Raw genomic sequence first — 26,483 nt, 5'->3', positions numbered from 1 at the left:
CGATGGACAAAGAGCTGACAGCCGTCATCACCGGCGGCAACAAGGGCATCGGCGCGGACCTCGCCCGGACCATGCTGGATGCGGGCTACCGCGTCGTCTCGGTTGCGCGCCGCGCGCCGGAGTTCTCGCATGAACGTCTGAGCTCGGTCGAAGCCGACCTGCTGGACGACACAGCCGTCAGCGCAGCCGCAGCCGAGATCGCCGGCAGGCACGACGTCACCCATTTCGTGCAGAATGCAGGCCTCATCTGGCCGAACCTCATCGAAGACGCCAGCGCCGAAGACATCACCGGCCTCGCCCAGCTTCACCTGGGTTCCGCCCTCACGCTCCTGAAAGCCTTCCTGCCTGCCATGAAGGAACGCCGCTTCGGCCGAGTTCTCTTCAACGGCTCGCGCGCAGCACTGGGCGCACAGACCCGCACCGCCTATGGCGCATCCAAGGCCGGCATGGTGGGCATGGCGCGCACCTGGGCGCTGGAGCTCGCCCCCCACGGCATCACCGTCAATGTGGTGGCGCCCGGCCCGATCCAGACCGACAATTTCTGGGGCATCATCCCGAAGGGCAGCGAGCGGGAGGCAGAGCTTGCCAAACGCATTCCCGTTGGCCGGCTCGGCGCGGTGGAAGACGTCACCAACGCCTTCATGTTCTTCGCCGATCCGAAGGCAAGCTTCGTCACCGGGCAGACGCTCTATGTCTGCGGCGGCGCAAGCGTCGGCAGCATGCAGCTCTGACGCACCCTGTCGTCAGAGCGTGGCGGTGACGATGGCATTGGCCGCGCGCAGAAGCGGGTCGTCCACGCGCTCCCCGAGGCAGGCGAAAAAAAGCCGCGTCGCAGCCTGCGCCTCGCAGATCAGCTCCACCTCGCCAGCTGCCTCGGCCTCGCGCGCGGCGTCCGCATGCAACAGCCCGACCCCCACCCCGCCGGCGATCAGCGTCCGCGTGACCTGCTCCCGGTCAACGCTGATGATACGCTCGGGGCGAAAATTGTGCCGGCAAAAGAGCGCTTCCGCCGCCTCGCCGCAACATGTGTCCGGGGCCGGGCAGATCCACGGCAGATCCGCCAGCCTGCGCCAGTCGGGACCGTCTTTCGCCACCGTTCCCGGCGGGCCGGCAAGATAGATGGCGAACCGCGAAATCTCCACAACGCTCAGATCCGCTTCCGGCTCACCCGTCTCATTGTAGAAACCGGCATCGAGGCTGCCATTGCGAACCCCCTCGGCAATCGAGCGCGACGTCCCGTGCCGCAGCACCACATCCACCTGCGGGTAGCGCTCGGCAAACCCCGTCATCAGATGGCCAAGCGCTTCCGTACCGGAATTGCACCCCATGCCGAGCCGCAGACGCCCGGTCAGCGTGCTCTTGATCCGCGCCGCCTCCTCAAGAAGCTCCCGATGGGCGGCCAGCGTCTGCTCGGCCCTTTCCAGCAGGCGTTCGCCGTCGCGCGTCAGATCCATGCCGCGCGGGGTTCGCTCGAACAGCGCAAGTCCCAGCGTATCCTCCATCGCCTTGATGTGAGCGCTGACGGCGGGCTGGCTGAGATGAACCCGCTCCGAGGCGCGCGTGATGCTTCCCTCGCGCGCAACGGCGACAAATGTTCTCAGCTGCTGGATGTCCATCACCGCGCCCCGCGCCCAATTGGTCTGCATTCATTCCTATACCAGCCCGAGCACATGCCACCACACCAGATCGAGCGGCAGGAGCACGACAAGGCCGATGACGAACAGCACAAGACACAGCCGCGCGACGGCCCCCGCCGGCAGATTGCCCAGCTGCATCGCCATGATCAGCGGCGGCGCCTGATAGGGCAGGAACACGTTGGAGAAGGCCAGAACCTGCGTCATCAGAACCGTCGTCAGCGGCAGCCCCGTCAGCACGGCCAGTTTCTCCGCCATCGGCGTCATGACAGCGGGCACACCCGGCAGATTGGTGATCATCGCCACCGCCGTGGAGATGCCGGTCAGCATCACCACATTCCAGACCGGCCGGTCGACCGAGAAATCCGCATGCCCGCTCAGCCCCGCCACCACCGCCTCGCCAAGCCCGGTGGACGAGATCACCGCGCCAAGTCCCAGAATGCCGGCAACGAAGAAGAGCGATGCGTAATTCACCTCTTCATTGATGCACTTTTTCGATGTCAGCCCTGAAGCAGGCCACAGGCAATAAAGCGCCGCCGCCAGCGCAATCCAGCCCGGCGATATCTGATGAAGCGCATCCGTGAGCCACAGCGCGAGGCACGCTGCCAGCACCAGCGCAAGCCGCTTTTCCGCAGGCGTCATGGCCGTCGCCCGGTCATGCGCCGCCGGCTGGCGTCGCGGATCGGCATCGGGAAACATCTTCAGGATCAGCACCACAAGCACCCCGGTCTTGAGCAGGCCAAGCACGGGAAAATGCGCCAGCAGATAGCCCCAATAGGAAAAGCGCGCGCCATAAAGCGTTTCCGCCATGCCGGCCATGATCATGTTCGGCGCGTTTGCAGGCAGGATCGTAAAGGCCGGCAGAAACGTGCCGAAGGCCGCAGCCGCAATCATCCCCGTGCGCCCGTTCGCGCCCGCGCCATAGCCCATGTGATCGGCAAGCCCGATGACGAGGGGCAGAAGCAGCACGATCCGGCCAATGGAAGACGGCATCACGAAAGCCAGCGCCAGGCTGAACGCCGTCACGCCCATGATCACCGTGGAATAGCGCGTTCCAAGCATGCCCGAGAGCGCCGCCGCCATGCGCGCGCCAAGCCCCGTGTAACGGATCGAGGCACCCAGAATGATCCCGCCGAACAGCAGCCAGAAGGTCGATGAATAAAACCCGGAAAACACCGTCTGGGGCGGCGCGATGCCCGACAGCACCGCCACCAGAAAGAACGCAAGCGCGGTCCAGTATTCCGGCGCAGCCGCCGTCGCCCACATGCCGATGCAGAAGACGGCGAGCGCCGCCGCAAGCGCCATCGGAACCGGCAGGGAGGAAGCGGCCAGCAGTCCCACAGCGCCCGCCGCAACCGCGATGCCGATTGCTTTCAGGGTGTTCCGCGCGGGTCCCCCACCCGGCTGCGCCGCTGCGGGTGATCGCCCGCTCGCCCGCGATAAAGTCTGCTCCGACATGAAATGAACGCGCCTCGTGAAAATACAACGCGGCGACACTGCTCATTTCCGGCCCGCTCAATCCAATCGATTGTTCAGAGGGCCGCCCTCACGAAAACCGAACGCCCGGCCTCAGCCTATCCGGCAACCCACCGCATCAGCGTCTCCACCGGCCCGCGTTTGAAGGCGCGCGACCAGACAAAGGCGAACACCGCCGACGCCGCGCAGAAGATCAGCGCCGCCAGAACCGCCGCCCCCGGCGTCTGCCCGCCCAGCATGCCAAGCGCCTCCAGCGCGCCCATGCCCACCACGATATGCGCGATGTAGAGCGTCAGCGTCTGCCGCCCCGCAGGCACCACCGCCCGCATCACCGGGGCCATTGCCGGCTGCTCGGCCAGCGAGAGGCAAAGCCCGATGACCAGAGACGCCATGCCCATCCCCGCCAGCGTGTAGAGCGGCATGGGCGGCACCGGCCCCGTGGTGACCAGATAGGCCAGTTCCGGGTCGATTGCGCCCAGAAGCGGCTGCAGCCGCGCCGCCAGCACTTCCGCCAGAAGAAACGCCGCCAGCCCGCCCAGCGCAAGCGCATTGCGGACATGCCTTTCGCCAAGGTCCAGCCGGCTCAGGATCACGCCGAACAGCAGAAAACCAAGCCACGGAATGACCGGATGCCAGCCATTGAAAAAGAGGTTTCGCACAAAGCCCGCCGGCGTCCAGAAATCGGCATAGCTGTAATCCACCCAGTCGCGCCCGGTATCGTAATCCAGCACAAAGTTCATCCCCACAAAGGCGATGTTGAGCGCCACGATCACCCAAATCAGCGTCCATGTGCGCAATGGAAGAAGGAAGACGCCGAACAGGAAGTAGAACGCGTAGTAATGCAGAATGTCCGCATCGAAGATGAGGCTGTTCAAGAGGCCGACGACCAGCAGAAACAGCGCCCGCCTGATCGTGTCGGAAACCGTGCGCTCCATGCCCCGCGATGCGGCGAGCCCCATTCCCAGCCCGGCGAGCACCACGAAGGTGGCCGCCGCCCGCCCTTCCAGCAGCAACGTCATTCCGGCCAGAACACCGCCACCGCCTTCAACGCCGGCCCCAACCCCGGCCCCGGTCTCAGCCCCCATCACAATCGTGAAATTCACGATCACCATGCCGACAAAGGCCAGAAAGCGCGCAAGGTCGAGCCCTTCGAAACGGGCGCGCGACCGCACCGCCTCCACCGCAACTGCGTCAGCCATGCCCCGCCACCCCTGCGCCCTGCCGCCACAAACCCATAAGATCCATCACCGCTTTCTCCAGCCTGCCTGAAACCGATGCACCGCCGGAATCCTGTGGCTATCGCCCCTGATCCCTTGCCTCGCCCACCGCCATTCACCAATATATGAACGGTCGTTCGTTCATTTAGAGATCAAAAGCCGGGACTGCAAGATGGCCGAGAAGACAAAACCCGCCGCACATCCGCGCAAGCTGCAGATCGTGGAGGCCGCGCTGGCCTGTTTTCTGGACGCCGGCTACCACCAGACGGGCGTACGCGACATTGCCCGCCGCGCGGGCATCAGCCTTGGCAATCTCTACAATCACTTTTCGGGAAAAGAGGCCGTTCTGGCCGAGATCGCGCGGCTCGAAGCCGATGAGCTTCGACCATTCTGCACGTTTTTGACCGAAGGGCGCGATCCGCAGGCAACGCTCAGGCGCTTCGTCACCGACTACGCCGCCTATGCGTCACACCCGGAGAATGCGGTGCTTGGTCTGGAAATACTGTCAGAAGCCATCCGCGCCCCCCGGATCGCCGCTCTTTTCTCCGACAACCGCGCAGCGCTGATAACGGCCCTGGCCGACCTGCTCGCCCGCGGTTTCGAGAGCGGCGCGTTCCGCCCCTTCGACACCCCAAAAGAAACCGCCCGCCTCCTTCTGGATGTCATCGAAGGCCGCGCACTCAGAACCCTGCTGGAAGAAAAGCCACAAGCCGGACAGGACGCGCTGTGGTGCTTTGTCGAGGGGGCGGTGGGTGCTTAGGTGGACTGACGGAAAACGAAACCTGAGCTGCGCTCCTCCAAATCAAGAGAAGGGCGAATGGTTCCTATGGGCGGAGAGCGGTCATACGCAACGATACCCCACGGTCTCTGTTAGGATCAAAAGAGCAGGTATTTAAATCGTGACGGCACTGAGATGCGCTTGTACCAGTGCGCCCTGTGGATTTCGCAGCCCTTGCTACAGAAGGCGAACTTTCGGATGAGGAGCCGCTTACCTTTCCCATAATACCCGCAATCCACCGAAAGTGAGCATCGCTCTTGATTGCCCTCAGAAATAGTAGCTAGATTGCTGCAAAATCAGCAACAATGTGGGGCAACATGTCGGTTCAAGACGACAGGCGCGAAGAAGAACAGATCGAACTATTTGAGCTGAAGCGACCAACGGGGCGCTCCAGAGATGGGACTGACGCAGAGCTCGATATTGACGGCAAGCACATAGAGTTCGAACTCAAGAGCACAACAAAAACCAGCGTCACAACTGTCCGTGATTTCGGCATGAACCACATCAACAAGTGGATAGACAAGCATTGGATATTTGGTTTTTACACGGCCAATGGCAGAGCGCTTATGTACACACGCTACGCTTCGCCAAAAATGATGGCAGCATGGATAGAAGAGAAAAGAGACTATATTAGTCTAGATTATGCCTTGGCCGGCATAGCTTCAAAGATGGTCGGAATTGAAGATCTTAAACATCTCTGCGGCGACAAGACAATATACTCTCTGGAAGACGCCAAAAAAGTTCACAAGAATCAATTCACTCAAGCTAAATACAAGGAATTCTGCGACAGCGAAAAAGGCTATTCGCCGGGAAGGATGCTTAAAATCCTTCAACTCCGGTGCAAATACGTGATTGAGCGCGGCAGCACATTGAACAACCCGCACATCCCAAAACAGGTTTTGGAAACCTTTCCGAAGATCACCGCGGACCACCCTGCAGAGCTTCGAAAACTCATTCGTCAATCATTAAAAACCTGATCTCTTAAGGCTTTCGCCAACGCATAGGCAACGGGTGGGCAAACAGAGTTCCCAATCATTCCCAGGCGTTGGTAAACTGCCCCGGAAAACTCCCAGGACAGAGGGAACCCCTGAATTATCTGACACTCCTCTACACACATCCGATATGTTCCATCCTTCGTCGGAAATGATCGTGCAACCGTAGCGCTGGGTGAAATCCCATGAGGCCAAATGCCATACTCCTTCCAACGCACAACAGAAGCCGTGCTGTTTGCAATAGAGGTGGTTTGTCTCGGTCCAGTCAGCGTTGACCTTAGAGTCGGTGCCGGACCATCTTTAGAAGTCAGACTCAACCCCAACGCGCTCTGGACGCCCCGCTTTTCTGAAGCTTTCCGGATTGTCGCGTGATCGAATTTCTTCTCCAAGTCACGGCGCACACCGATGCATATTGCCCGCTTCCGTGCCTGTGGAACCCCGAATTCATCCGACGACACTACAAAAGTCGTGATTTCATAGTGCTTCGCAAGTTCAATGAATAGCCCTCTACGATAAGCAGTAAACTTGGCGCTGAGAAATCCAGGAACATTCTCTGCCATGAACGCTTTGGGACGAATTTCATCGACGCATCGCACAAATTCTGGGAACATATCGCGGGCGTCGTTTTTCCCCATTCTGCGTCCTGCAATCGAAAATGGTTGACATGGCGGACCACCGTGAACCACATCAACAGTGCCTCGAAGCGGCTTCCAGTTTTGACGAGTAACGTCGCCCTTCTCTCCAGAAAACACCTTCCATTTGGGCCGATTGCTCCGAAGAGTTTCGCCAGCAAACTTCAGGATTTCGTATGAAGCATGGTGCGCGAACCCAGCCCGATCAAAACCGAGGTCTAAACCGCCACCTCCACTAAACAAGGAAAGCGTTTTCACCGGAAGACGTTTCAGTTGCTTCATATCGTCTTCTGGCGCGTACTTAGGGCTAAGCTCAACTGCTTCCGCTTCGGCTGCAACAGCGTCAGCAGTCCTACGTGCCAGTTGCGAGGTTTTGGACGAAATCGCATATTCGGTGCGTCGGTCTTCGGAAATGTCCCAACGGATATGCGTGTAGCTCATGACCGCTCAAACCCTAGCTCTGTTTTTGTTATGTTCGCACGTTAGATGTTGAGATTCCTTTGATCAAGCAGGATGTGCGCCCAACCGTTTCGAACGTGCGACCGCAGCGATTGCCCGATAAGCGGGCTGCTCTTGCAGCATGGCATAGTATCCCCAATGACCGGCATGGGCCGAAGCCCGGCAGTCCGCCTCTGGCGCTGCGTACGTCGATAGATGAGCGCTCTGGGAGCAGCACTTGGAAGGGCATCAGCGATGTATGGCGGAGAGGGAGGGATTCGAACCCCCGATACCCTTGCGAGTATGCCGCATTTCGAGTGCGGTGCTTTCAACCACTCAGCCACCTCTCCGCGAGATGCTGGTCTGCTGTTGCCAGCGCGGCGCACTAGATAACCGGTCATCGCCTCCGACACAAGGGCCAATCTGCGGCATTTTCAACCCGTCAACTTGACCTTGTGGCAAGCTTCCGTTATGGACACGCGTCCTGCGACGTGGGAAAGCCCTGCGCCGCATGGCGTTTAACCCTCAGGACTGACAAAAAGACGGCAGGCCACAAAGTCGTGGACCAAAGCCGGACCGGACACCGAAAGGAAAAAAGATGTTCGCAGTCATTAAAACCGGCGGCAAGCAGTACCGCGTTTCCGCCAATGACCTGCTTCAGGTCGAACTCATCGCCGGCGAGCCCGGTGAGATCATTCAGTTTGCAGACGTTCTCGCCGTTGGCGAGGGCGAAGACGTGGCGTTCGGCGCGCCGCTCGTTGAAGGCGCCAGCGTGGCTGCCGAAGTGGTCGAGCAGGGCCGCGGCAAGAAGGTCATCGCGTTCAAGAAGCGTCGCCGCCAGAACTCGCGCCGCAAGCGCGGTCATCGTCAGCTTCTGACCACCGTGCGGATCTCCGAGATCCTGACGGGCGGTGCGAAGCCGTCGAAGAAGGCAGCCGCCAAGAAAGAAGCCGCGCCGAAGAAGGCCGAAGCAAAGACGGAAGCGCCCGCAGCGGCAGCTCCGCTCTTCACCGCTCCGGCAGGCGAGCCCGACGATCTGACGAAGATCAAGGGCATCGGCCCGGTCGCAGCCGGCCAGCTCGCCGAGCAGGGCATCACCACCTACGCTCAGGTGGCCGCCCTCACCGACGAGGACGTGGTGCGCATCGATGAGGCCATGCCGTTCAGCGCCGACCAGATCAAGGACTGGCGCGAGCAGGCCGCAGAACTGGCGAAATAATCGCCGCAGGGTTGAAATCGGGCGCCTGACGGCGCAATAGGAATACGAGCGCTCTCAAGGGCGCAAAGGAGCAAGCGAAATGGCACACAAAAAAGCTGGTGGTTCGTCGCGCAACGGTCGCGATTCCGAGTCCAAACGCCTTGGTGTGAAGAAGTTCGGCGGCGAGCAGGTTCGCGCCGGCAACATCATCATCCGTCAGCGCGGCACGAAATGGCATCCCGGCACCAATGTCGGCATGGGCAAAGATCATACGATTTTTGCGCTTGAGGCTGGTTCCGTGTCCTTTGCCAAGAAGGCAAACGGCCGAACGTACGTATCTGTAAACCCAATTCTGGAAGCCGCGGAATAGCCGGTCCGCGCACCAAACACCGGCGACCCATCTCGGGGACCGGTGTCTGGACATTCCGGAAATAGGTTCAAAAAGGGGAGATGGGTCGCCATCTCCCCTTTTCTATTGTCCGGAGGAAAAAATGGTCGCCGAAAGTGAAGACATCGAGGGTGAAAGTCCCAGCGTCAGCATAGATTGTCCCGTTCTGGTCACGGAACGCCTCGTCCTGCGCATCCCGCGCGATGACGATGTGACCGAGCTGGTGGAACTCGCCAACAACCGGCATCTGGCCGAAATGCTCGGCCGTCTGCCCAATCCCTATCGCGTTGCCGACGCACACAGTTTTCTGTCCAGCATTCGCGCCGGCGCGATCAGCGGCTGCACCTATGCCATCACCCTGTCCGAGAGCGGCGCCTTCATCGGTTGCGCGGGCCTGGAAAACCGCGCCCATGGTCTTGAGATGGGATACTGGATCGGCGAACCCTACTGGGGGCGCGGCTACGCAACGGAAGCGGCCCACGCCCTGGTGGACCTCGCCTTCCGCGCCACGGATATCGACCGGCTCAATGTTTCCTGCCGCGTCACCAACACCGCCTCGCGCCGCGTCATTCACAAATGCGGTTTCCAGTTTGCCGGTCAGGGCATGATGGATTCCGTGGTGGCCGGCCGGGTGCCCGTCGAGCGCTACCAGCTCGACCGCCGCACCTGGGTCAGCCTCAGAAGCTGGGGCGCTTGAGAAATTGAGACGAGAGCAGACAGGCACGCGCGCCCTGTCTGCTCTCGCACTTCAGCGCGCAATGCTGTAGACGGTTCAGCGCAACGTTACGGAAAGACGGTCCAAAACCATGAAATTTCTCGATCAGGCCAAAGTCTATATCCGCTCCGGCGATGGCGGCGCGGGTTCCGTTTCGTTCCGACGCGAGAAATATATCGAGTTCGGCGGCCCCGATGGCGGCGATGGCGGGCGTGGCGGCGATGTCTGGGTGGAGGCCGTTCAGGGTCTCAACACGCTCATCGACTATCGCTACCAGCAGCATTTCAAGGCCCAGACCGGCGTGCACGGCATGGGCCGCAACCGCACCGGCGCAAAGGGCGGCGACGCCATTCTCAAAGTGCCGGCCGGCACCCAGGTCTTCGAGGAAGACAATGAAACGCTGATCTGCGATCTGACCGAGATCGGCCAGCGCTTCAGGCTGGCCAGCGGCGGCAATGGCGGCTTCGGCAACCAGCACTTCAAATCCTCCACCAACCAGGCGCCGCGCCGGGCCAATCCCGGCCTGCCGGGTGAGGAAGCGTGGATCTGGCTGCGCCTCAAGCTCATCGCCGATGCCGGGCTCGTCGGCCTGCCCAATGCCGGCAAGTCCACCTTCCTGGCCACCGTCACGGCAGCCAAGCCGAAGATTGCCGACTATCCGTTCACGACGCTGCACCCCAATCTCGGCGTGGTGCGCATCGACGCGCGCGAATTCGTCATGGCCGACATCCCCGGCCTGATCGAGGGCGCGCATGCGGGCGTCGGCATTGGCGACCGCTTCCTCGGCCATGTGGAGCGCACCCGCGTTCTGCTGCATCTCGTTTCCGCACGCGAGGAAGACCCGGCCGCCGTCTACAAGACCATTCGCGGCGAGCTTTCCGCCTATGGCCACGGCCTCACCGACAAGACCGAAGTGGTCGCGCTCAGCCAGGTGGATCTTCTGGACGAGGACGCCCGCGCCGAGAAGCAGGCCGCCCTTGCAGAGGCCTGCGGAAAGACGCCCCTCCTCCTGTCTTCCGCCACCGGCGAAGGCGTGCAGGAGGTGCTGCGCGCCCTGATGAAGATCATCCAGGACGCCCGCGCCGAAGAAGAAAACGCCGATGCGGTTGATGAGCGCTGGCAGAAATAGGCAGACCATGACCCGCCCCGCGCTCAACAGTCACCGTCGCATCACGGTCAAGATCGGCTCCGCCCTTCTGGTGGACCGCAAGAAGGGTTTGAAGCGCGAATGGCTTTCCGCGCTTGTCGATGACATCGCCAATCTCAATGCCGATGGCGTCGAGGTTCTGGTGGTGTCGTCCGGCGCCATCGCGCTTGGCCGCACCATCCTCGGCATCGAGCGGCGCACGCTGAAGCTGGAAGAAAGTCAGGCCGCGGCTTCCGTGGGACAGATCGCGCTCGCCGGCGCATGGGACGAGGAGCTGCGCAAGCGCGGGCTCAAATCGGGCCAGATCCTCGTCACGCTCGGCGACACGGAAGAGCGCCGCCGCTATCTCAATGTGCGCGCCACCGTCTCCACCCTTCTCAAGATGGGCGTCGTGCCCGTCATCAACGAAAACGACACGGTCGCCACCAGCGAGATCCGCTATGGCGACAATGATCGCCTGGCCGCCCGCGTCGCCACCATGCTCGGCGCAGATCTTCTGGTTCTGCTCTCCGATGTGGACGGGCTCTACACCGCGCCGCCGGCCAGCGATCCCGATGCGCAGTTCATCCCCGTGGTCGACGCCATCACGCCGCAGATCGAGGCCATGGCGGGCGCTGCTGCTTCCGAGCTTTCGCGCGGCGGCATGCGCACCAAGCTCGATGCCGGGCGCATCGCCACGGCGGCTGGCACATCCATGATCATCGCCTCGGGCACGCGGCTCAATCCGCTGGCCGCGATCGACAGCGACGCCCGCTCCACCCTCTTCAGGGCAAGCACGACACCCGTGCGCGCCTACAAGACATGGATCGCCGGCCAGCTCGAGCCCGCCGGCACAATCGGCGTGGATGCCGGCGCGGTTCTGGCGCTTGCCGCCGGAAACTCGCTTCTGCCGGCTGGCGTCACACAGGTTTCGGGCAGTTTCGCCCGTGGCGACACGGTTGCCATTCACGGCCCCGACGGGCGCGAGGTCGCCCGTGGACTGGTTGCCTATGATGCCGCCGATGCCGTAAAAATCGCCGGTCTGAAAAGCGGCGACATTGCCGAGGTGCTCGGATACGAAGCGCGCACCGCCATGGTGCATCGCGATGACCTGGTCACGACGCCGCATGTGCGCCAGAACCGGATTGAAAAAGCGGAGGGTTGAATGCTGATGGAAAACAGGCAGGACAGTGCGGACATCGCCGCGCTGATGAACGATCTCGGTGCGCGCGCCCGCGCCGCCGCCGGCCCGTTGTCCATCGCCACGCCAGACGAGAAGAACGCCGCGCTGGAAGCCATGGCCAATGCGCTCACGCGCAATGAGGCGGCGATCCTTGAGGCCAACCGCGAAGACATGGCGCGCGGCGAGAAAGCAGGCCTGTCGCCTGCCCTCCTCGACCGGCTGAAGCTGGATCCCGCACGCATCGCCGCCATTGCAGAGGGCATGCGCGCCATCGCCGCGCTGAAAGACCCGGTCGGGAGCGTAATCGCCGCATGGGATCGCCCCAACGGTCTTCAGATCGAGCGCGTGCGCACCCCGCTCGGCGTCATCGGCGTCATCTATGAAAGCCGCCCCAACGTGACCGCCGATGCGGGCGCGCTCTGTCTCAAGGCCGGCAATGCGGTGATCCTGCGCGGCGGTTCCGATTCCGCGCGCTCGTCCGCCGCCATCCATGCCTGCCTCGTCGAAGGACTTGAGAAGGCCGGCCTGCCCGCCGACGCCATCCAGCGCGTGCCGGTCACCGACCGCACCGCCGTTGGCGAAATGCTGAAAGGCCTCGGCGGCAATGTCGACGTCATCGTGCCCCGCGGCGGGCGCAGCCTCGTCGAGCGCGTGCAGAGCGATGCGCGTGTCCCCGTGTTCTCCCATCTGGAAGGCATCTGCCACCTTTACCTCGACCGCTCGGCCGACACCGACATGGCGGTCTCCATCGCCGTCAACGCCAAGATGCGGCGCACCGGCATCTGCGGCGCGGCTGAAACGCTGCTGGTGGATCGCGCTGCGGCCGACCGGCTGCTCACGCCCGTTCTGACCGCGCTGCAAGAAGCCGGCTGCGCCATTCGCGGCGATGAAGAGGTCTGCGCCCGCTTTGCTTCGGCAACACCCGCGACCGAAGAGGACTGGGGCACGGAATATCTCGACGCCATCATTTCGGTGAAGCTGGTCGACGGGGTCGATGAAGCGATCCGCCATATCGGCACATGGTCCTCGCACCATACCGAGGCCATCGTCGCGGAAGATGCGGCAGCCGTTGAGCGCTTCTTCAACGAGATCGATTCCGCCATTCTGCTGCACAACGCCTCGACCCAGTTCGCCGATGGCGGCGAGTTCGGCATGGGCGCGGAGATCGGCATTGCCACCGGCAAGATGCATGCGCGCGGGCCGGTGGGTGTCGAACAGCTCACCTCGTTCAGATATCGCGTTCGCGGCTCCGGCCAGACCCGGCCCTGAGCGGCCGCTTCGCGATGCAGCAGTCCGACGAGAACAGCACGATCAGCACGCCGACGCCATCGGTGCCGCCGCGCTATCTGCGCATGCCGCATGTGGAACGCGGCATGGCGGTCGGCCTGTTTGGCGGCTCGTTCAACCCGCCCCATGCCGGTCATGCGCTGGTGGCGGAAATCGCCATGCGGCGGTTACGGCTCGACCAGCTCTGGTGGATCGTCACCCCCGGCAATCCGCTGAAGAGCCATCGCGAACTCGCACCTCTTGCCGAACGGATCGCCCTTTCGGAGAAATGCACCACCGACCCGCGCGTGAAGGTCACCGCATTCGAGGCCGGCCACCGCGTCCGCTTCACGGCGGATACGATCAAGCTGGTTCAGGCGCGCAATCACGGTGTGAACTTCGTCTGGATCATGGGGGCGGACAGCCTGCGCGACTTCCATCGCTGGGAGCGCTGGCGCGATATCGCGCAGTCCATGCCCATCGCCGTGATCGACCGTCCGGGCGCAACGCTCGCCTTTCTTTCATCCACCATGGCGAAGACATTCGACCATGCCCGCATAGACGAGGACGACGCGCCGATCCTCGCCAGAAGCAAGCCGCCGGCCTGGACATTCATCCACGGTCCGCGCTCCCCGCTCTCCTCGACCGCAATCAGAAATGCGGCAAAAGGGGCGCAATAACCGCTAAAGCTCGCAAAACATGTGATCGGCGGATGTCTTGAAACTGTAAGGAGACTCTGCCTATCTATTGGATACCGTAGGACATGCGTCCACGGTGAGCTTGTTCTTATTGGAAAGGAAAGACACTGAGAACAGCAACCACGAAGAAGGCCGACACCGTGCCTTCGCCGGCCGAGGCCAGCCGAAACCTGGTTTCCCAGGCCGTTGAAACAGCCCTCACGAGTCTTGAAGACTCGAAGGCGGAAAACATCGTCTCCATCGACATTCAGGGCAAGTCCCCGCTCGCCGATCACATGATCATCGCGTCGGGACGTTCGCATCGACACGTCGCTGCGGTCGCGGATCACCTGATCCGTGCCTTGAAGGAAGCCGGCTGCGGCAATGCAAAGGTCGAAGGCCTTGCAAGCGCCGACTGGGTTCTGGTCGATACGGGCGACATCGTCGTTCATGTCTTCCGTCCGGAAGTTCGGGAATTCTACAACATCGAAAAGATGTGGCAGACGCCCGATCTTGAGCCCGGTCTTGAGCCCGGTCTTGAGGATGAAACGGTTCACTGACCGCCGTCTTTGTTGACGGCGTTTGTGGGCTCCTCCGCCCACCGGGCAGAGAGGCTGGAATGCATATTGGGATTTGCGCCGTGGGCCGGATGAAAGCCGGCCCCGAGAGGGATTTGGCGGACCGTTATCTGGACCGCTTCTCGAAGGGCGGCCCGGCCATCGGGCTTGAATTCTCCGGCGTCAGCGAGATCGCTGAAAGCCGCGCCAAATCCACCGACGAGCGACGGCGCGAAGAGAGCCGCAAGATCGCGCAGATGCGCCCGGAAGGCTCGGCGCTCTTCCTGCTCGATGAACGCGGCAAGAACCTCACCTCCCGGGAACTGAGCCAGGCCATCGCGGATTTGCGCGATGAAGGCCGGCGGCATCTTTCCATCGTCATTGGCGGGCCGGACGGGCACGATCCCGAGTTGCGGCGCATGGCAGACCGGACCATCGCGTTCGGCGCGCAGACATGGCCGCACCAGATCGTTCGGGTGATGCTGGCCGAACAGATCTACCGTGTTTCCACCATTCTTTCAGGCCATCCCTATCATCGGGACTGAACGGCTCCACGAACAGTTCGGTGCGTCCGGATGGGCGCTCAGACGGACGCACGGCGATCAGGCAAGCCGGCGCAACCCGCCTGCATTGACAATAGGGGAAACACAACCAAAAATTGTGCAGCAATTCCCGTATGGTTGATGCTTCCTTAAGAAAGCGACGCCTATACTGCCCGAATGCGATTTCCCGACCGCGCGAAAACAGCAGACCAAGGATGATGAAAGCGCACATGCCGCGCCCGCCCTTTTCCAGGATCAGGACAGCAGCAGCCGCTGCGACCTGCCTTTGCGTCCTGACCGCCTACGCCGCGGCGCAGGACGGCATAGAGGTTCTGGAAACGCAGCATGGCAAGACGCAGACCGAATTTCAGGACATCAACCGCGAGATGGCGCTGACCGAACAGCGCCTCGCCGAAATCGCATCCGAGATCGACGCCATCAAGGATGACAATGCGGCCATCACCGCAGCCCTCATCCAGGCCGCCAAGACCGAGCGCAAGCTCAGCGAAGACATCGACGCCATTTCGCTGCGTCTCACGGAACTGCGCCATCAGGAAGGCTATCTGCGCGAATCGCTGCAATCGCGCCGCGGCGTTCTGGCCGAGGTTCTGGCAGCCCTTCAGCGCATGGGCCTGAACCCGCCACCGGCAATTCTCGTGCGCCCGGAAGACGCGCTCGCCTCCGTGCGCAGCGCCATCCTGCTCGGCGCGGTCGTGCCGGAGCTGCGGGTCGAGACGGAAATCCTCATCGGCGACCTGAAAGACCTCTCGCGCATCGTCACATCCATCGAAAGCGAGCGCGACAAACTTCAAAAAACCGTGACCGAACAGGTCGAGGAAAAGAAACGCCTCTCGCTTCTGCTCGATGAAAAGAAGCGCCTGCAGCAGGATGCCGAAAGCCGCATGGCCACCGAGCAGCGCGAAGCCGAGGCGCTGGCCGCCCGCGCCACCAGCCTGCAGGAGCTGATCGGCTCGCTGGAAACCGAGATCGCATCCCTGCGCAAGGCCGAGGCAGAGCGCGCAAGACGCCTTAATCAGCCGACTTCGCCGGAACACCGGCTAAGTGCCGGCGCATCCTTTGCCAAGCGCACGGGCGGCGTGGCCCTGCCCGTGTCCGGCCAGTTCGGAGCGCGATTCGGTGAAGATGACGACACCGGGGCGCGCCTTCAGGGCGACATTCTAAGAACACAATCGGGCGCAATCGTTACCGCGCCTGCGGGGGCGACGGTTCTGTACGCGGGACCGTTCCGTTCCTATGGTCAGCTATTGATACTCAACGCCGGCGACGGTTATCATATCGTGCTTGCCGGCTTAGAGAAGGTAAGCGTGACGCTGGGGCAATCCGTTTTGGCGGGCGAACCAATCGGCATGATGGGGGATGCTCGCCTGGCAAGCATCGCAGGACCGGGGACTGAGAACGTCACACCGGAGCTGTATGTGGAGTTCAGGAAGAACGGAAAACCGATCAATCCTAAACCCTGGTGGGCTCCGGGACACTCTGGAAGGACAGGAAATGAAACGTAACTTGTCGCTATTGTTTGCCGGCGCCCTGATGGGCGCATCTGCGGTCTCGCTCCTTCACGGTACGAGTGGCTTCTCTGCGAACGCCGCCGGTTCCGAGACCTACCGGCAGCTCGCGATCTTCGGCGACATCTTCGAGCGTGTGCGCGCCCAGTATGTGACCCCGCCGGATGACAAGAAGCTGGTGGAGAGCGCCATCAACGGCATGCTCACCTCGCTCGACCCGCATTCGTCCTATCTCGACGCGGACGCCGCCAAGGACATGCGTGTGCAGACCAAGGGCGAGTTCGGCGGCCTCGGCATCGAAGTCACCATGGACAGCGAGCTGGTCAAGGTGGTTGCGCCCATCGATGACACGCCCGCCGCACGCGCCGGCGTTCTGGCCGGTGACCTGATCTCCGCCATCGATGGCGAGGAAGTGCGCGGCATGTCGCTCAACGACGCCGTCGACAAGATGCGCGGCGCGGTCAACACGCCCATCGAACTCACCATCATTCGCGAAGGTGCGGACAAGCCCATCGATCTCACCATCGTGCGCGACATCATCAAGGTGAAGGCGGTCAAATACCGCGTCGAAGAGGATGTCGGCTATCTGAAGATCACCTCCTTCACGGAGAAGACCTTCGATGACCTGATGACCGCCATCGACACGATCAGCGAAGAAGTGCCGGACGATCAGCTCAAGGGCTATGTGCTCGACCTGCGCCTCAATCCGGGCGGCCTGCTTGATCAGGCGGTCAGCGTTTCCGACGCCTTCCTGGATCGCGGCGAGATCGTCTCCACCCGCGGCCGCGAGGCCAATGAGATTGCCCGCTTCGATTCGCGGCCCGGCGATGTTCTGAATGGCAAGCCCGTCATCGTGCTCATCAATGGCGGCTCGGCCAGTGCTTCGGAAATCGTTGCCGGCGCGCTGCAGGACCACCGCCGTGCGACGGTTCTGGGTACCCAGTCCTTCGGCAAGGGCTCGGTCCAGACGATCATCCCGCTCGGCGAGAACGGCGCTCTGCGCCTCACCACCGCGCTCTACTACACGCCGTCCGGCGAATCGATCCAGGGCAAGGGCATCACGCCCGACATCAAGGTCGATCAGCCCCTGCCCGAGGAATTACAGGGCCGGGATCTGCGCCGGGGCGAGTCCGACCTGCGCGGTCACATCAAGGGTGAGGAAGAAAGCGACGAGGGTTCCGGCTCCATCGCCTATGTGCCGCCGGAGCCCAAGGACGACATGCAGCTCAAGGCAGCGCTTGAACTGCTGCGCGGCGAGAAAACCGATCCCGCTTTCCCGCCAAATCCCGACAAGGCGGTCATGAACCGCTAGAGCCATTTCAGGAAAAGTGGAAACCGGATTCCACTTTTCGGTCCGATGCTCTAAACATCTTTTGTCACCGCCGGTTTCTCGCAAACCGGCGGTGACATTCTGGCGACACAGACCGCCAGTAACACGAATTTCGCGCATGGCTGCCTTCCGGCCGCCCTACGTTTGGAAAGACAGAATTTTGACGCCGCGTCCGCCTTCTTAGAAGATGAGGACCGGTCTGGTTTCTGGCCTCGGCCATCGTGACGGGTGGGTATGACTTCCGGGAAAAAAGACATCGATCGCCCGCTGGGCCACGACAAGCGCCCAGACAAGCCTAAGCGCCAGGGCGCCTTCACCACCGGCCGCATCGTCACCGCTCTCGCCGCCATTGCGGTTCTCGGCACGTCCACGGCTGTCGCCCTGCGAGACCGCCCTTTCCGCAGCCCTTCTCCTGTCGCCGTCACGTCACCCGTGGAAGAGACCGTCGCGCGGGCCTCCGGCTCTGACACGGCAACGGCCACGCCCGCATCCGGCGCGCCCGATGCATCGATCACCCGTCTTCAGCCGGAAGAAACGTCCGAAAACGGCGTCATCATCATTCGCGATCCTTCGGCCATGGGCCAGCATCCGCGTCTGGCGCATCTGCCCGACCGGGCGCTGATCGAGGAGTCCGAGACAGGCCCCCTGCCCGTGCGCGATGCCGGCGGCCGGCGGCCCTTCGATGTTTATGCCCGCTCCTGGTCGGGCACGCGGGGCGCGCGCATCGCCATCATCATCGGCGGGCTGGGCCTTTCGCAGACAACCACACAATACGCCATCGAGACGCTCCGCCCGGAGATCACCCTGGCGTTCGCACCGGCGGGCAACAGCCTGTCACGCTGGATGCAGCAGGCCCGCAAGGAAGGCCATGAGGTCATTCTGCAGGTACCCATGGAGCCCTTCGGTTATCCGACGCAGAACCCGGGCCGCAACACGCTCACGCTGGATGCATCCCCCGGCCAGAACATGTCGCGCATGCGCTGGGCGCTTTCCCGCCTCACCAACTATACGGGCGTGATGAACTATATGGGCGGACGCTTCACGGCCGATGACGAAGCCATGGGCGATGTCATGGCGGAGCTTGGCCAGCGCGGTCTGATGTATATCGATGATGGCACATCCGCGCGCAGCGTCGCGCAGGATCTCGCCCTTCAGGAGGGCGTACCTTTTGCCGCGTCCGACGCGCTCATCGACCCGACCGGCAAGAACCGTCGCCCCGAGCGCGCCGAAATTCTCAAGAAGCTTGATGAGCTCGAGCGCATCGCACGCGCCAGAGGCTACGCCATCGGCACAGGCTCTGCATTCGACGAGACCATCGACGCCGTAGCGTCATGGTCCAATGAAGTCACCGGACGCGGAATCGAGCTCGTTCCCGTCTCGGCCGTCGCCGCCGACCCTCAACCACGATAGAAACGGAAATCGTCCGCATGGCCGAGAAGACAAAGAACGCAGCCGATCTGCCCTATCGCCCCTGCGTGGGCATCATGGTGCTCAACGACAGGGGCCTTGCCTGGGCGGGCCGCCGCATCGTTCAGCCCGACACGGACGAGTTATCCGGCGCAACGCAGCTCTGGCAGATGCCCCAGGGCGGCGTCGACAAAGGCGAAGAGCCCCGCGAGGCGGCCTATCGCGAACTCTATGAAGAGACCGGCATGAAGTCCGTGTCGCTTCTCGCCGAGACGCCCGACTGGATCACCTACGAACTGCCCGAACATCTCCTTGGCATAGCCCTCAAGGGAAAATATCGCGGGCAGAAGCAGAAGTGGTTCGCCTTCCGCTTTGAAGGCCCCGATTCGGAGATCGCCATCAACCCGCCGCCCGGCGGACATGAAGCCGAGTTCGACATGTGGGAATGGAAGCCGATGACCGATCTGCCGGGTCTGATCGTTCCCTTCAAGCGCAAGGTCTATGAGAGCGTCGTCTCCGCCTTCCGCCACCTCGCACCCTGAGACGTCCCGGCGCTTTCGCCGGCTACTTCAGGATAGCTTCAACGGCGATCACGGTCTGCCCGCGGACCGGTTCGCCGCGCAGCTTCAATGCTCCATTGGCGCGATAGTTCTGAAACTGCGCCGGCAAACCCTTTCCCGCACCCAATTCCGGTGTCGTCTGCATATGCACGTGAAGGTGGGGCTCTGACGAGTTCCCGCTGTTGCCGCAGCGGCCAATCTCCTGCCCCTCATCGACATGCTGCCCGCCGCTCACGGCAACCGAGCCGTTGCGCAGATGCGCAAGGAAAATGAACTCTTCATTGCCCAGATCAAGCACCACATGGTTGCCCGCCGGCCGGTCTGCATCCATCTCGCCCAGAGGCTGGTCCGGCAGCCCGTCAACACGGGCAACGACCGTGCCCTCTGCCGGCGCCAGAATGGGCTCGTCCCAGCAGTAATAGTCCGTGAGCGCCGTACCATCCCCCGTGTGGGTTTTGCCCGCGCGCTGGATTACGAAGTCATAGGCAAAGCGCTGGCCCGCATCTGCGGCATGGTAGTTTTCTTCCACCGTGCGCCCACCCCAAAAGACCTTCCAGTAGCCGGCGAAGGGCAGACGCAGCGCAGCCTGTGTCTGATAGTCGAGATAGGCGGAATCCGCCTCCACGGGCACACGCCGCACGTAAAAGCCCTCGATCCCGTCATCCTGACCGAAGCTCCATTGCCAGATGAGATCCGAACCGTTCTCGTGCCCGGCACGGCGGCGGTAGGTCCGCAGTCCGTCTTTCTCTTCCGTCAGCTCTTCATGAACCGACACTTCGGGGCCATAGGCGCTGTTGATGGACGCCTGAAACCCTTTCAGATGATAGAGATCGCCAAGCGCCGACTGCATTCGCTCCGACATGTGCTGCCAGACCTCTTCAGCGGACCCTTTCTGGAAGATGTCGGTAAATTGCCGGCCAAGCGTGGCCGTTTTCGGATCAAGTTCCTCCGCCACGCCCGGGCTCGCAGCCACAACGACCATGAGCCAGCAAAGAAACCGCGCCACCCTGCGCAATGCCATGAAGTATACCCCTGCCTTTCACAATAGAAAGCAGGCTAACAAAAAAGCCGGGCATTGGCCCGGCTGTTTTCGCACCATATACGCCTGCCGATCAGGCAGGCAGAATGGCACCCTCAAGGGTCGTCAGCTGATGCAGGAAGTCTTCGGCACGCAGACGCGCCTCGTGATCCCCGGCATCTTCCAGATCCTCGCGGGCCTCCTGAATGCGGCGCGCGATATCTTCGCGGTTGATGTCATCCACATGCACAGCCGATTCGGCGAGAACCGTGCAGCCATCGGGCAGAATGTCGGCAAAGCCGCCAAACACCACATAGCGTTCGGTCTTGCCGCCAGCCGTCACTGCAACGACGCCCGGCTTGATGCTGGTCATCGTCGGCGCATGTGTGGCCATCACGGTCAGTTCGCCCTCAGTGCCGGGAATGACAACCGATTCGACGTCCTGGGAAACCAGGAGCCGCTCGGGCGAGACCAGATCGAATTTGAAGGATTGAGCCATCGTGTCCTACCGGTTTGGCATGAAGGCGGGAGGCCCGAACGGACCTCCCGGTCATTGCCTTGATCAGGCCGCTTCGGCGGCCAGCTTCTGGGCCTTCTCGACGGCCTGCTCGATGGTGCCGACCATGTAGAAGGCAGCTTCCGGCAGGTGATCGTACTCACCGTCACACAGACCCTTGAACGAACGGATCGTGTCTTCCAGGTCCACGAACAGACCCGGCGCGCCGGTGAAGACCTCGGCCACGTGGAACGGCTGCGACAGGAAGCGCTCGATCTTACGGGCGCGGGCAACCGTGAGCTTGTCCTCTTCGGAAAGCTCGTCCATGCCGAGAATGGCGATGATGTCCTGAAGCGACTTGTAGCGCTGGAGGATCTCCTGGACCTGACGGGCCACGCGGTAGTGCTCCTCACCGACGATCATCGGGTCAAGCATGCGCGAGGTGGAGTCCAGCGGATCCACGGCCGGGTAGATACCCTTTTCCGAGATGGCGCGGTTCAACACGGTCGTTGCGTCCAGGTGGGCGAACGAAGCTGCCGGCGCCGGGTCGGTCAAGTCATCGGCGGGCACGTAAATGGCCTGCACCGAGGTAATCGAGCCCTTGGTGGTCGTGGTGATGCGTTCCTGCAGGGCGCCCATGTCGGTCGCCAGCGTCGGCTGGTAACCCACAGCCGAAGGAATACGGCCGAGAAGAGCCGACACCTCGGAGCCCGCCTGCGTGAAGCGGAAGATGTTGTCCACGAAGAACAGAACGTCCTGGCCCTGGTCGCGGAAATGCTCGGCAACCGTCAGACCGGTCAGAGCAACACGGGCGCGTGCGCCGGGCGGCTCGTTCATCTGGCCGAACACGAGGGCGCACTTGGAGCCTTCGGTGGAGCCGTTGTTCTTTGCCGGGTCCTGGTTCACGCCGGACTCGATCATCTCGTGGTAGAGATCGTTGCCCTCACGGGTACGCTCGCCAACGCCAGCGAACACGGAGTAACCGCCGTGCGCCTTTGCGACGTTGTTGATCAGTTCCTGAATGAGAACGGTCTTGCCAACGCCGGCGCCGCCGAACAGGCCGATCTTGCCGCCCTTGGCGTACGGTGCGAGCAGGTCAACGACCTTGATGCCCGTGACCAGGATCTCGGCTTCCGTGGACTGATCCACATATTCCGGAGCCGGCTGGTGAATTGCGCGAACGCCGTCGCCCTTGACCGGGCCGGCTTCGTCGATGTCTTCGCCAACCACGTTCATGATGCGGCCGAGCGTTGCGTCGCCAACCGGCACCGAGATCGGGCTGCCCGTGTCACGGACTTCCATGCCGCGCACCAGACCCTCGGTGGAGTCCATGGCGATGCAGCGAACCGTGTTCTCGCCGAGATGCTGAGCCACCTCAAGCACGAGGCGCGTGCCGTTGTTCTCGGTCTCAATTGCGTTCAGGATCGCCGGCAGGTGATCTTCGAACTGCACGTCGACAACGGCGCCGATAACCTGGCGGATCGTGCCGGCCGAGCCGGTTGCTTTCGTTGCTGCGCTGGACGATGCCGAGCGGGTGGAAGCCGCCTTGCGCGCCGGGGCCGCCTTCTTGGCGGCGGTCGCGGACGCCGTCTTCGGGGTCGCTGCTTTGGCCATTTTCGTTTAACCTCTTCGGTCCGTTAGAGCGCTTCCGCGCCCGAAATGATTTCGATGAGTTCCTTGGTGATCTGCGCCTGGCGCTGGCGGTTGTAGGTGATCGAAAGCTTGTCGATCATCTCGCCTGCGTTGCGCGTCGCGCTGTCCATGGCGGTCATCTTGGCACCCATCTCGCCGGCCGCGTTCTCCAGGAGCGCGCGGAAGATCTGAACCGCGATATTGCGCGGGATCAGATCGGCAAGAATGGCGGGCGCGTCAGGCTCGTACTCGTAGACTGCGTCAGAACCCTGGCCCTCGTCCCCGGCGGGAACGGCGGCCGGGATGATCTGCAGTGCGGTCGGCACCTGCGACATCACCGATACGAACTCGGAATAGAACAGCGTGCAGACGTCGAACTCGCCCTTTTCGAACAGGCCGATGACCTGACGGGCGACGTCGTTCGCGTTGTCGAAACCGATCTTCTTGACATCGCGGAGATCCACGCGGTCCATGATCAGATCGCCATGATCGCGACGCAGGACATCATAGCCCTTCTTGCCGACGCACAGCACTTTCACCGTCTTGCCTTCGCCAAGCAGCGCGCGGATATGCTCGCGCGCCTTCTTGGCGATCTGGCTGTTAAAGCCACCGCAAAGACCACGCTCGGCGGTGCAGACCACCAGAAGATGCGTTTCGTCCTTGCCGGTACCCGCCATCAGCGGCGGCGCGTCGTTGCCCGACACGGCGCCGGCGATGTTGGTGAGCACGGCCCCCATGCGTTCCGCATAGGGCCGCGCAGCCTCGGCCGCCTCCTGGGCGCGCTTCAGTTTCGCCGCGGCGACCATCTGCATCGCCTTGGTGATTTTCTGCGTCGCCTTGACCGAGGCGATTCGGTTGCGAAGTTCCTTAAGGGAAGCCATGCTCGCTTAGCCTCAGGCGAAGTTCTTGGCGAATGCGTCGATCTGTGCCTTGAGCTTCTCACGCAGATCGTCGGAAAGCGCCTTTTCCTTGCGGATCGCATCAAGCACGTCCTTGCCGTCCGCACGCATGTGCGAAAGCAGGCCCTGCTCGAAACGGGTGACATCGGCAAGCGGAAGCTTGTCGAGGTAGCCATTCACACCGGCAAAGATCACGGCAACCTGCTCTTCCGTCTTCAGCGGCGAGAACTGCGGCTGCTTCAGGAGTTCGGTCAGGCGTGCACCGCGGTTGAGCAGGCGCTGGGTCGAGGCGTCGAGGTCAGAACCGAACTGCGCGAATGCAGCCATTTCACGGTACTGGGCGAGCTCACCCTTAATGGAGCCGGCAACCTGCTTCATCGCCTTGATCTGGGCTGCGGAGCCGACGCGCGACACCGACAGACCGACGTTCACGGCCGGGCGGATGCCCTGGAAGAACAGATTGGTCTCGAGGAAGATCTGACCGTCGGTGATCGAGATCACGTTGGTCGGAATGTAGGCCGACACGTCGTTGGCCTGCGTCTCGATGACCGGCAGAGCCGTGAGCGAGCCGGAGCCCTGCTCGTCGTTCATCTTCGCCGCGCGCTCGAGCAGGCGGGAGTGCAGGTAGAAAACGTCGCCCGGGTAAGCTTCACGGCCCGGCGGGCGGCGCAGCAGGAGCGACATCTGACGGTAAGCAACGGCCTGCTTGGACAGATCGTCATAGGCGATCACGGCGTGCTTGCCGTTGTCGCGGAAGTACTCGCCCATGGCGCAGCCGGCGAACGGAGCCAGGAACTGCATCGGAGCGGCGTCGGAAGCGGTGGCAGCGACGATGATCGAGTATTCGAGAGCGCCGCGCTCTTCCAGGACCTTCACCAGCTGTGCAACCGTGGAGCGCTTCTGGCCAACGGCAACATAGACGCAGTAGAGCTTCTGGCTCTCGTCGTCACCGTCGTTGAGCGGCTTCTGGTTGAGGAAGGTGTCGAGAACGATGGCGGTCTTGCCGGTCTGGCGGTCGCCAATGATCAGCTCGCGCTGACCGCGGCCAATCGGGATCAGGGCGTCAACGGACTTCAGACCGGTCGACATCGGCTCGTGAACCGACTTGCGGGGAATGATGCCCGGGGCCTTCACGTCAACGCGGGCGCGCGCTTTCGTCTTGATCGGGCCCTTGCCGTCGATCGGGTTGCCAAGCGCGTCAACAACGCGGCCGAGCAGCTCCGGACCGACCGGAACGTCCACGATGGCGCCCGTGCGCTTCACCGTGTCGCCTTCTTTAATGTCACGGTCGCTACCGAAGATAACGACGCCGACATTGTCGACTTCCAGGTTGAGCGCCATGCCGCGGATGCCGCCTGGGAACTCCACCATCTCACCGGCCTGGACATTGTCCAGACCATAGACGCGGGCAATGCCGTCGCCCACGGAGAGCACCTGGCCAACTTCTGAAACTTCGGCTTCCTTGCCGAAGTTCTTTATCTGATCCTTCAGAATTGCGGAAATTTCCGCCGCACGGATGTCCATCAGCCGACCTCTTTCAGTGCAAGCTTGAGCGAATTAAGTTTGGTTTTGAGCGATGTGTCGATCTGGCGCGAGCCCATCTTGACCACCAGCCCGCCGAGAATGGAGGGATCAACGGAAACGTTGATCGAAACGTCCTTGCCAGCCACTGCCTTGAGGGCGGCCTTCAGTTCCTTCTCCTGCGTCGCGTTGAGCGCGTGCGCCGCAACCACGTCCGCCGTCGTCTCACCGCGATCTTCTGCGGCGATATGGCGGAATGCGCGGATCATCTGCGGAACGGCGAACAAACGCCGGTTCTGCGCAACGACACGCAGGAAATTGCCGACCAGGCCCGAAATCCCGGCCTTGTCGAGAACGGCGCTGATCGCCTTCAGCTGGTCGTCAGCCGAGAACACGGGGCTCTCGACGAGACGCTGCAGGTCGTCGCTGCCTTCAAGAAGTTTCTCGAAGCGGTCGAGGTCAGCCTCGACTGTGGAAATCGCCTTGGCTTCCTTCGCCAGTTCAAAAAGCGAACCAGCGTAGCGCCCTGCCATTCCGGAAATCATGGAGCCAGATTGTGCCACGGGATGGTCTTCTCTCACGCCTAGAAGGCCACAAGATTTTATGCTGGAGCTACCTGCTCGGGCTAAATCTCTGACCTGATTGAATTTTTCCCCTCGCAAAAAGACATAGGACATGCCTTCCTGCTGAAAGCCGATTGCCGTCTAGCACAGGCTTCCGAGAGTCGCAACACGCATAGACCCCGCCATAACGGTTGCTTTGTCGCAGTTTCGACGCATTTTTATTCCGTCAGGCCACGAATCCCATGACAAATGCCAGCGGAAGCACCGCCAGAACGAGCGACAGAACAAGAAACACCCAGCTGTAGAGAGCCTTCGCTCCATCCGACAGCATCGAGATCACGCAGCCGAAGACCGACACGGTCCAGGCCGCACCAAGCGCCAGATAAATGAAGGGCTGCGCCAGCATCATCGCCGCCAGTCCGAAGCCGATATAGAAACCGCCAATGATGGCGCGCGGCACCACAAGCATCTCGGTGCGTTCCGCCGCCGGCTGCAGCCTGAAAAGTTTCAGCGCCAGCCGCGGCATGAACATCACGAACAGGCCGATGAGAATCGTCACCGCCGCTGCGGACCATGCCAGCCATTCGCCCTGGGTTACCGGCCAGGGAAAGGACAACGCCATCAGAACCTCCTTGGTTGTGTTGCAGGCAAACATGCCCGCGTCGCGCTTTCGGCCCTCTTAAACCGTATTGCGGTCGCAGCGGCATAGCAG

The 26,483-nt window shown here is 62.2% G+C and carries 27 protein-coding genes and 1 tRNA gene; 16 read left to right on the top strand and 12 right to left on the bottom strand.

From position 1 onward, the window contains the following. Positions 1 to 2 precede the first annotated feature (2 nt). Positions 3 to 731 (top strand): SDR family NAD(P)-dependent oxidoreductase, encoded by a 729-nt coding sequence (locus tag AC4PTT_RS02635; protein WP_113153410.1) that lies wholly within the window; start codon positions 3 to 5, stop codon positions 729 to 731. A gap of 12 nt (positions 732 to 743) precedes the next feature. On the opposite strand, the gene AC4PTT_RS02630 is transcribed toward AC4PTT_RS02635, so the two are convergent. From AC4PTT_RS02630 to AC4PTT_RS02620, 3 genes are all read right to left on the bottom strand, one after another. Then, complete coding sequence (locus tag AC4PTT_RS02630; protein WP_492162052.1) at positions 744 to 1,646, bottom strand: LysR family transcriptional regulator; 903 nt, start codon at positions 1,644 to 1,646, stop codon at positions 744 to 746. A 6-nt stretch (positions 1,647 to 1,652) separates the two neighbouring features. Then, positions 1,653 to 3,092, bottom strand: a complete 1,440-nt coding sequence (locus tag AC4PTT_RS02625) for an SLC13 family permease (RefSeq protein WP_492162051.1) — start codon at positions 3,090 to 3,092, stop codon at positions 1,653 to 1,655. Positions 3,093 to 3,208: 116 nt separating this feature from the next. After that, positions 3,209 to 4,309 (bottom strand): DUF418 domain-containing protein, encoded by a 1,101-nt coding sequence (locus AC4PTT_RS02620; protein ID WP_492162050.1) that lies wholly within the window; start codon positions 4,307 to 4,309, stop codon positions 3,209 to 3,211. Between the two features lie 190 nt (positions 4,310 to 4,499). Between AC4PTT_RS02620 and AC4PTT_RS02615 the strand changes: the two genes are divergently transcribed. Both AC4PTT_RS02615 and AC4PTT_RS02610 read left to right on the top strand, forming a co-directional pair. Continuing rightward, positions 4,500 to 5,087: a TetR/AcrR family transcriptional regulator gene (locus AC4PTT_RS02615; RefSeq protein ID WP_492162049.1), complete on the top strand. Its 588-nt coding sequence runs from the start codon at positions 4,500 to 4,502 to the stop codon at positions 5,085 to 5,087. A 335-nt stretch (positions 5,088 to 5,422) separates the two neighbouring features. Beyond that, positions 5,423 to 6,082, top strand: coding sequence for a hypothetical protein (locus tag AC4PTT_RS02610; protein ID WP_492162048.1), 660 nt, complete (start codon positions 5,423 to 5,425; stop codon positions 6,080 to 6,082). Here AC4PTT_RS02610 and AC4PTT_RS02605 read toward each other — a convergent pair. Further along, positions 6,064 to 7,170, bottom strand: coding sequence for a DNA cytosine methyltransferase (locus AC4PTT_RS02605; RefSeq protein WP_492162047.1), 1,107 nt, complete (start codon positions 7,168 to 7,170; stop codon positions 6,064 to 6,066). The two genes, AC4PTT_RS02610 and AC4PTT_RS02605, sit on opposite strands and share 19 nt — an antisense overlap. A gap of 257 nt (positions 7,171 to 7,427) precedes the next feature. Further along, positions 7,428 to 7,517 (bottom strand) — tRNA-Ser (locus tag AC4PTT_RS02600). Between the two features lie 248 nt (positions 7,518 to 7,765). On the opposite strand from AC4PTT_RS02600, the gene rplU reads away from it, so the two are divergent. From rplU to AC4PTT_RS02535, 13 genes are all read left to right on the top strand, one after another. Continuing rightward, on the top strand, positions 7,766 to 8,386 hold the full coding sequence (gene rplU, locus AC4PTT_RS02595; RefSeq protein ID WP_113153416.1) for a 50S ribosomal protein L21: 621 nt from the start codon (positions 7,766 to 7,768) through the stop codon (positions 8,384 to 8,386). A 79-nt stretch (positions 8,387 to 8,465) separates the two neighbouring features. Then, positions 8,466 to 8,735 carry a 50S ribosomal protein L27 gene (rpmA, locus tag AC4PTT_RS02590; protein ID WP_113153417.1) on the top strand — a complete coding sequence of 90 codons (270 nt, stop codon included), beginning with the start codon at positions 8,466 to 8,468 and terminating at the stop codon, positions 8,733 to 8,735. A 121-nt stretch (positions 8,736 to 8,856) separates the two neighbouring features. Continuing rightward, positions 8,857 to 9,450, top strand: coding sequence for a GNAT family N-acetyltransferase (locus tag AC4PTT_RS02585; protein ID WP_206545716.1), 594 nt, complete (start codon positions 8,857 to 8,859; stop codon positions 9,448 to 9,450). A gap of 109 nt (positions 9,451 to 9,559) precedes the next feature. Then, positions 9,560 to 10,597, top strand: coding sequence for a GTPase ObgE (obgE, locus tag AC4PTT_RS02580; protein ID WP_206545715.1), 1,038 nt, complete (start codon positions 9,560 to 9,562; stop codon positions 10,595 to 10,597). 7 nt (positions 10,598 to 10,604) lie between these two features. Continuing rightward, entirely contained in the window at positions 10,605 to 11,759 is a 1,155-nt protein-coding gene (gene proB / locus AC4PTT_RS02575; RefSeq protein ID WP_206553219.1) for a glutamate 5-kinase, read from the top strand. Then, entirely contained in the window at positions 11,760 to 13,046 is a 1,287-nt protein-coding gene (locus tag AC4PTT_RS02570) for a glutamate-5-semialdehyde dehydrogenase (protein WP_492162046.1), read from the top strand. 83 nt (positions 13,047 to 13,129) lie between these two features. Further along, positions 13,130 to 13,723 carry a nicotinate-nucleotide adenylyltransferase gene (locus tag AC4PTT_RS02565; protein WP_206545763.1) on the top strand — a complete coding sequence of 198 codons (594 nt, stop codon included), beginning with the start codon at positions 13,130 to 13,132 and terminating at the stop codon, positions 13,721 to 13,723. A gap of 158 nt (positions 13,724 to 13,881) precedes the next feature. Continuing rightward, entirely contained in the window at positions 13,882 to 14,280 is a 399-nt protein-coding gene (gene rsfS, locus AC4PTT_RS02560) for a ribosome silencing factor (protein ID WP_206545711.1), read from the top strand. A 59-nt stretch (positions 14,281 to 14,339) separates the two neighbouring features. Continuing rightward, positions 14,340 to 14,822 carry a 23S rRNA (pseudouridine(1915)-N(3))-methyltransferase RlmH gene (rlmH, locus tag AC4PTT_RS02555; protein ID WP_113153423.1) on the top strand — a complete coding sequence of 161 codons (483 nt, stop codon included), beginning with the start codon at positions 14,340 to 14,342 and terminating at the stop codon, positions 14,820 to 14,822. Between the two features lie 212 nt (positions 14,823 to 15,034). Then, positions 15,035 to 16,342: a murein hydrolase activator EnvC family protein gene (locus AC4PTT_RS02550; protein WP_206545709.1), complete on the top strand. Its 1,308-nt coding sequence runs from the start codon at positions 15,035 to 15,037 to the stop codon at positions 16,340 to 16,342. Beyond that, complete coding sequence (locus AC4PTT_RS02545; protein ID WP_113153425.1) at positions 16,332 to 17,657, top strand: S41 family peptidase; 1,326 nt, start codon at positions 16,332 to 16,334, stop codon at positions 17,655 to 17,657. The genes AC4PTT_RS02550 and AC4PTT_RS02545 overlap by 11 nt, the downstream gene beginning before the upstream one ends. Before the next feature lie 252 nt (positions 17,658 to 17,909). Continuing rightward, positions 17,910 to 19,085: a divergent polysaccharide deacetylase family protein gene (locus AC4PTT_RS02540; RefSeq protein ID WP_492162045.1), complete on the top strand. Its 1,176-nt coding sequence runs from the start codon at positions 17,910 to 17,912 to the stop codon at positions 19,083 to 19,085. Positions 19,086 to 19,102: 17 nt separating this feature from the next. Continuing rightward, positions 19,103 to 19,624 (top strand): RNA pyrophosphohydrolase, encoded by a 522-nt coding sequence (locus tag AC4PTT_RS02535; RefSeq protein ID WP_206553223.1) that lies wholly within the window; start codon positions 19,103 to 19,105, stop codon positions 19,622 to 19,624. 22 nt (positions 19,625 to 19,646) lie between these two features. Here the strand turns inward: AC4PTT_RS02535 and AC4PTT_RS02530 are convergent, their stop codons facing one another. The 7 genes from AC4PTT_RS02530 to AC4PTT_RS02500 all read right to left on the bottom strand — a co-directional run bounded on the left by AC4PTT_RS02530 (position 19,647) and on the right by AC4PTT_RS02500 (position 26,393). After that, complete coding sequence (locus AC4PTT_RS02530) at positions 19,647 to 20,663, bottom strand: M23 family metallopeptidase (protein ID WP_432517002.1); 1,017 nt, start codon at positions 20,661 to 20,663, stop codon at positions 19,647 to 19,649. A gap of 91 nt (positions 20,664 to 20,754) precedes the next feature. Then, complete coding sequence (locus AC4PTT_RS02525; protein ID WP_113153429.1) at positions 20,755 to 21,159, bottom strand: F0F1 ATP synthase subunit epsilon; 405 nt, start codon at positions 21,157 to 21,159, stop codon at positions 20,755 to 20,757. 63 nt (positions 21,160 to 21,222) lie between these two features. After that, positions 21,223 to 22,770: a F0F1 ATP synthase subunit beta gene (gene atpD / locus AC4PTT_RS02520; RefSeq protein WP_113153430.1), complete on the bottom strand. Its 1,548-nt coding sequence runs from the start codon at positions 22,768 to 22,770 to the stop codon at positions 21,223 to 21,225. 23 nt (positions 22,771 to 22,793) lie between these two features. Continuing rightward, positions 22,794 to 23,669: a F0F1 ATP synthase subunit gamma gene (locus AC4PTT_RS02515; RefSeq protein WP_492162044.1), complete on the bottom strand. Its 876-nt coding sequence runs from the start codon at positions 23,667 to 23,669 to the stop codon at positions 22,794 to 22,796. Positions 23,670 to 23,681: 12 nt separating this feature from the next. After that, positions 23,682 to 25,211 carry a F0F1 ATP synthase subunit alpha gene (gene atpA, locus AC4PTT_RS02510; protein ID WP_113153432.1) on the bottom strand — a complete coding sequence of 510 codons (1,530 nt, stop codon included), beginning with the start codon at positions 25,209 to 25,211 and terminating at the stop codon, positions 23,682 to 23,684. Then, entirely contained in the window at positions 25,211 to 25,753 is a 543-nt protein-coding gene (locus tag AC4PTT_RS02505; protein ID WP_244974860.1) for a F0F1 ATP synthase subunit delta, read from the bottom strand. The genes atpA and AC4PTT_RS02505 overlap by 1 nt, the downstream gene beginning before the upstream one ends. Before the next feature lie 244 nt (positions 25,754 to 25,997). Continuing rightward, positions 25,998 to 26,393, bottom strand: a complete 396-nt coding sequence (locus tag AC4PTT_RS02500) for an AGROH133_08824 family phage infection protein (protein WP_113156064.1) — start codon at positions 26,391 to 26,393, stop codon at positions 25,998 to 26,000. Between the last annotated feature and the right edge of the window lie 90 nt (positions 26,394 to 26,483).

This window comes from Nitratireductor sp. WH36-1 (assembly GCF_058725515.1).
This window is presented reverse-complemented; position numbering and strand designations above follow the sequence as displayed.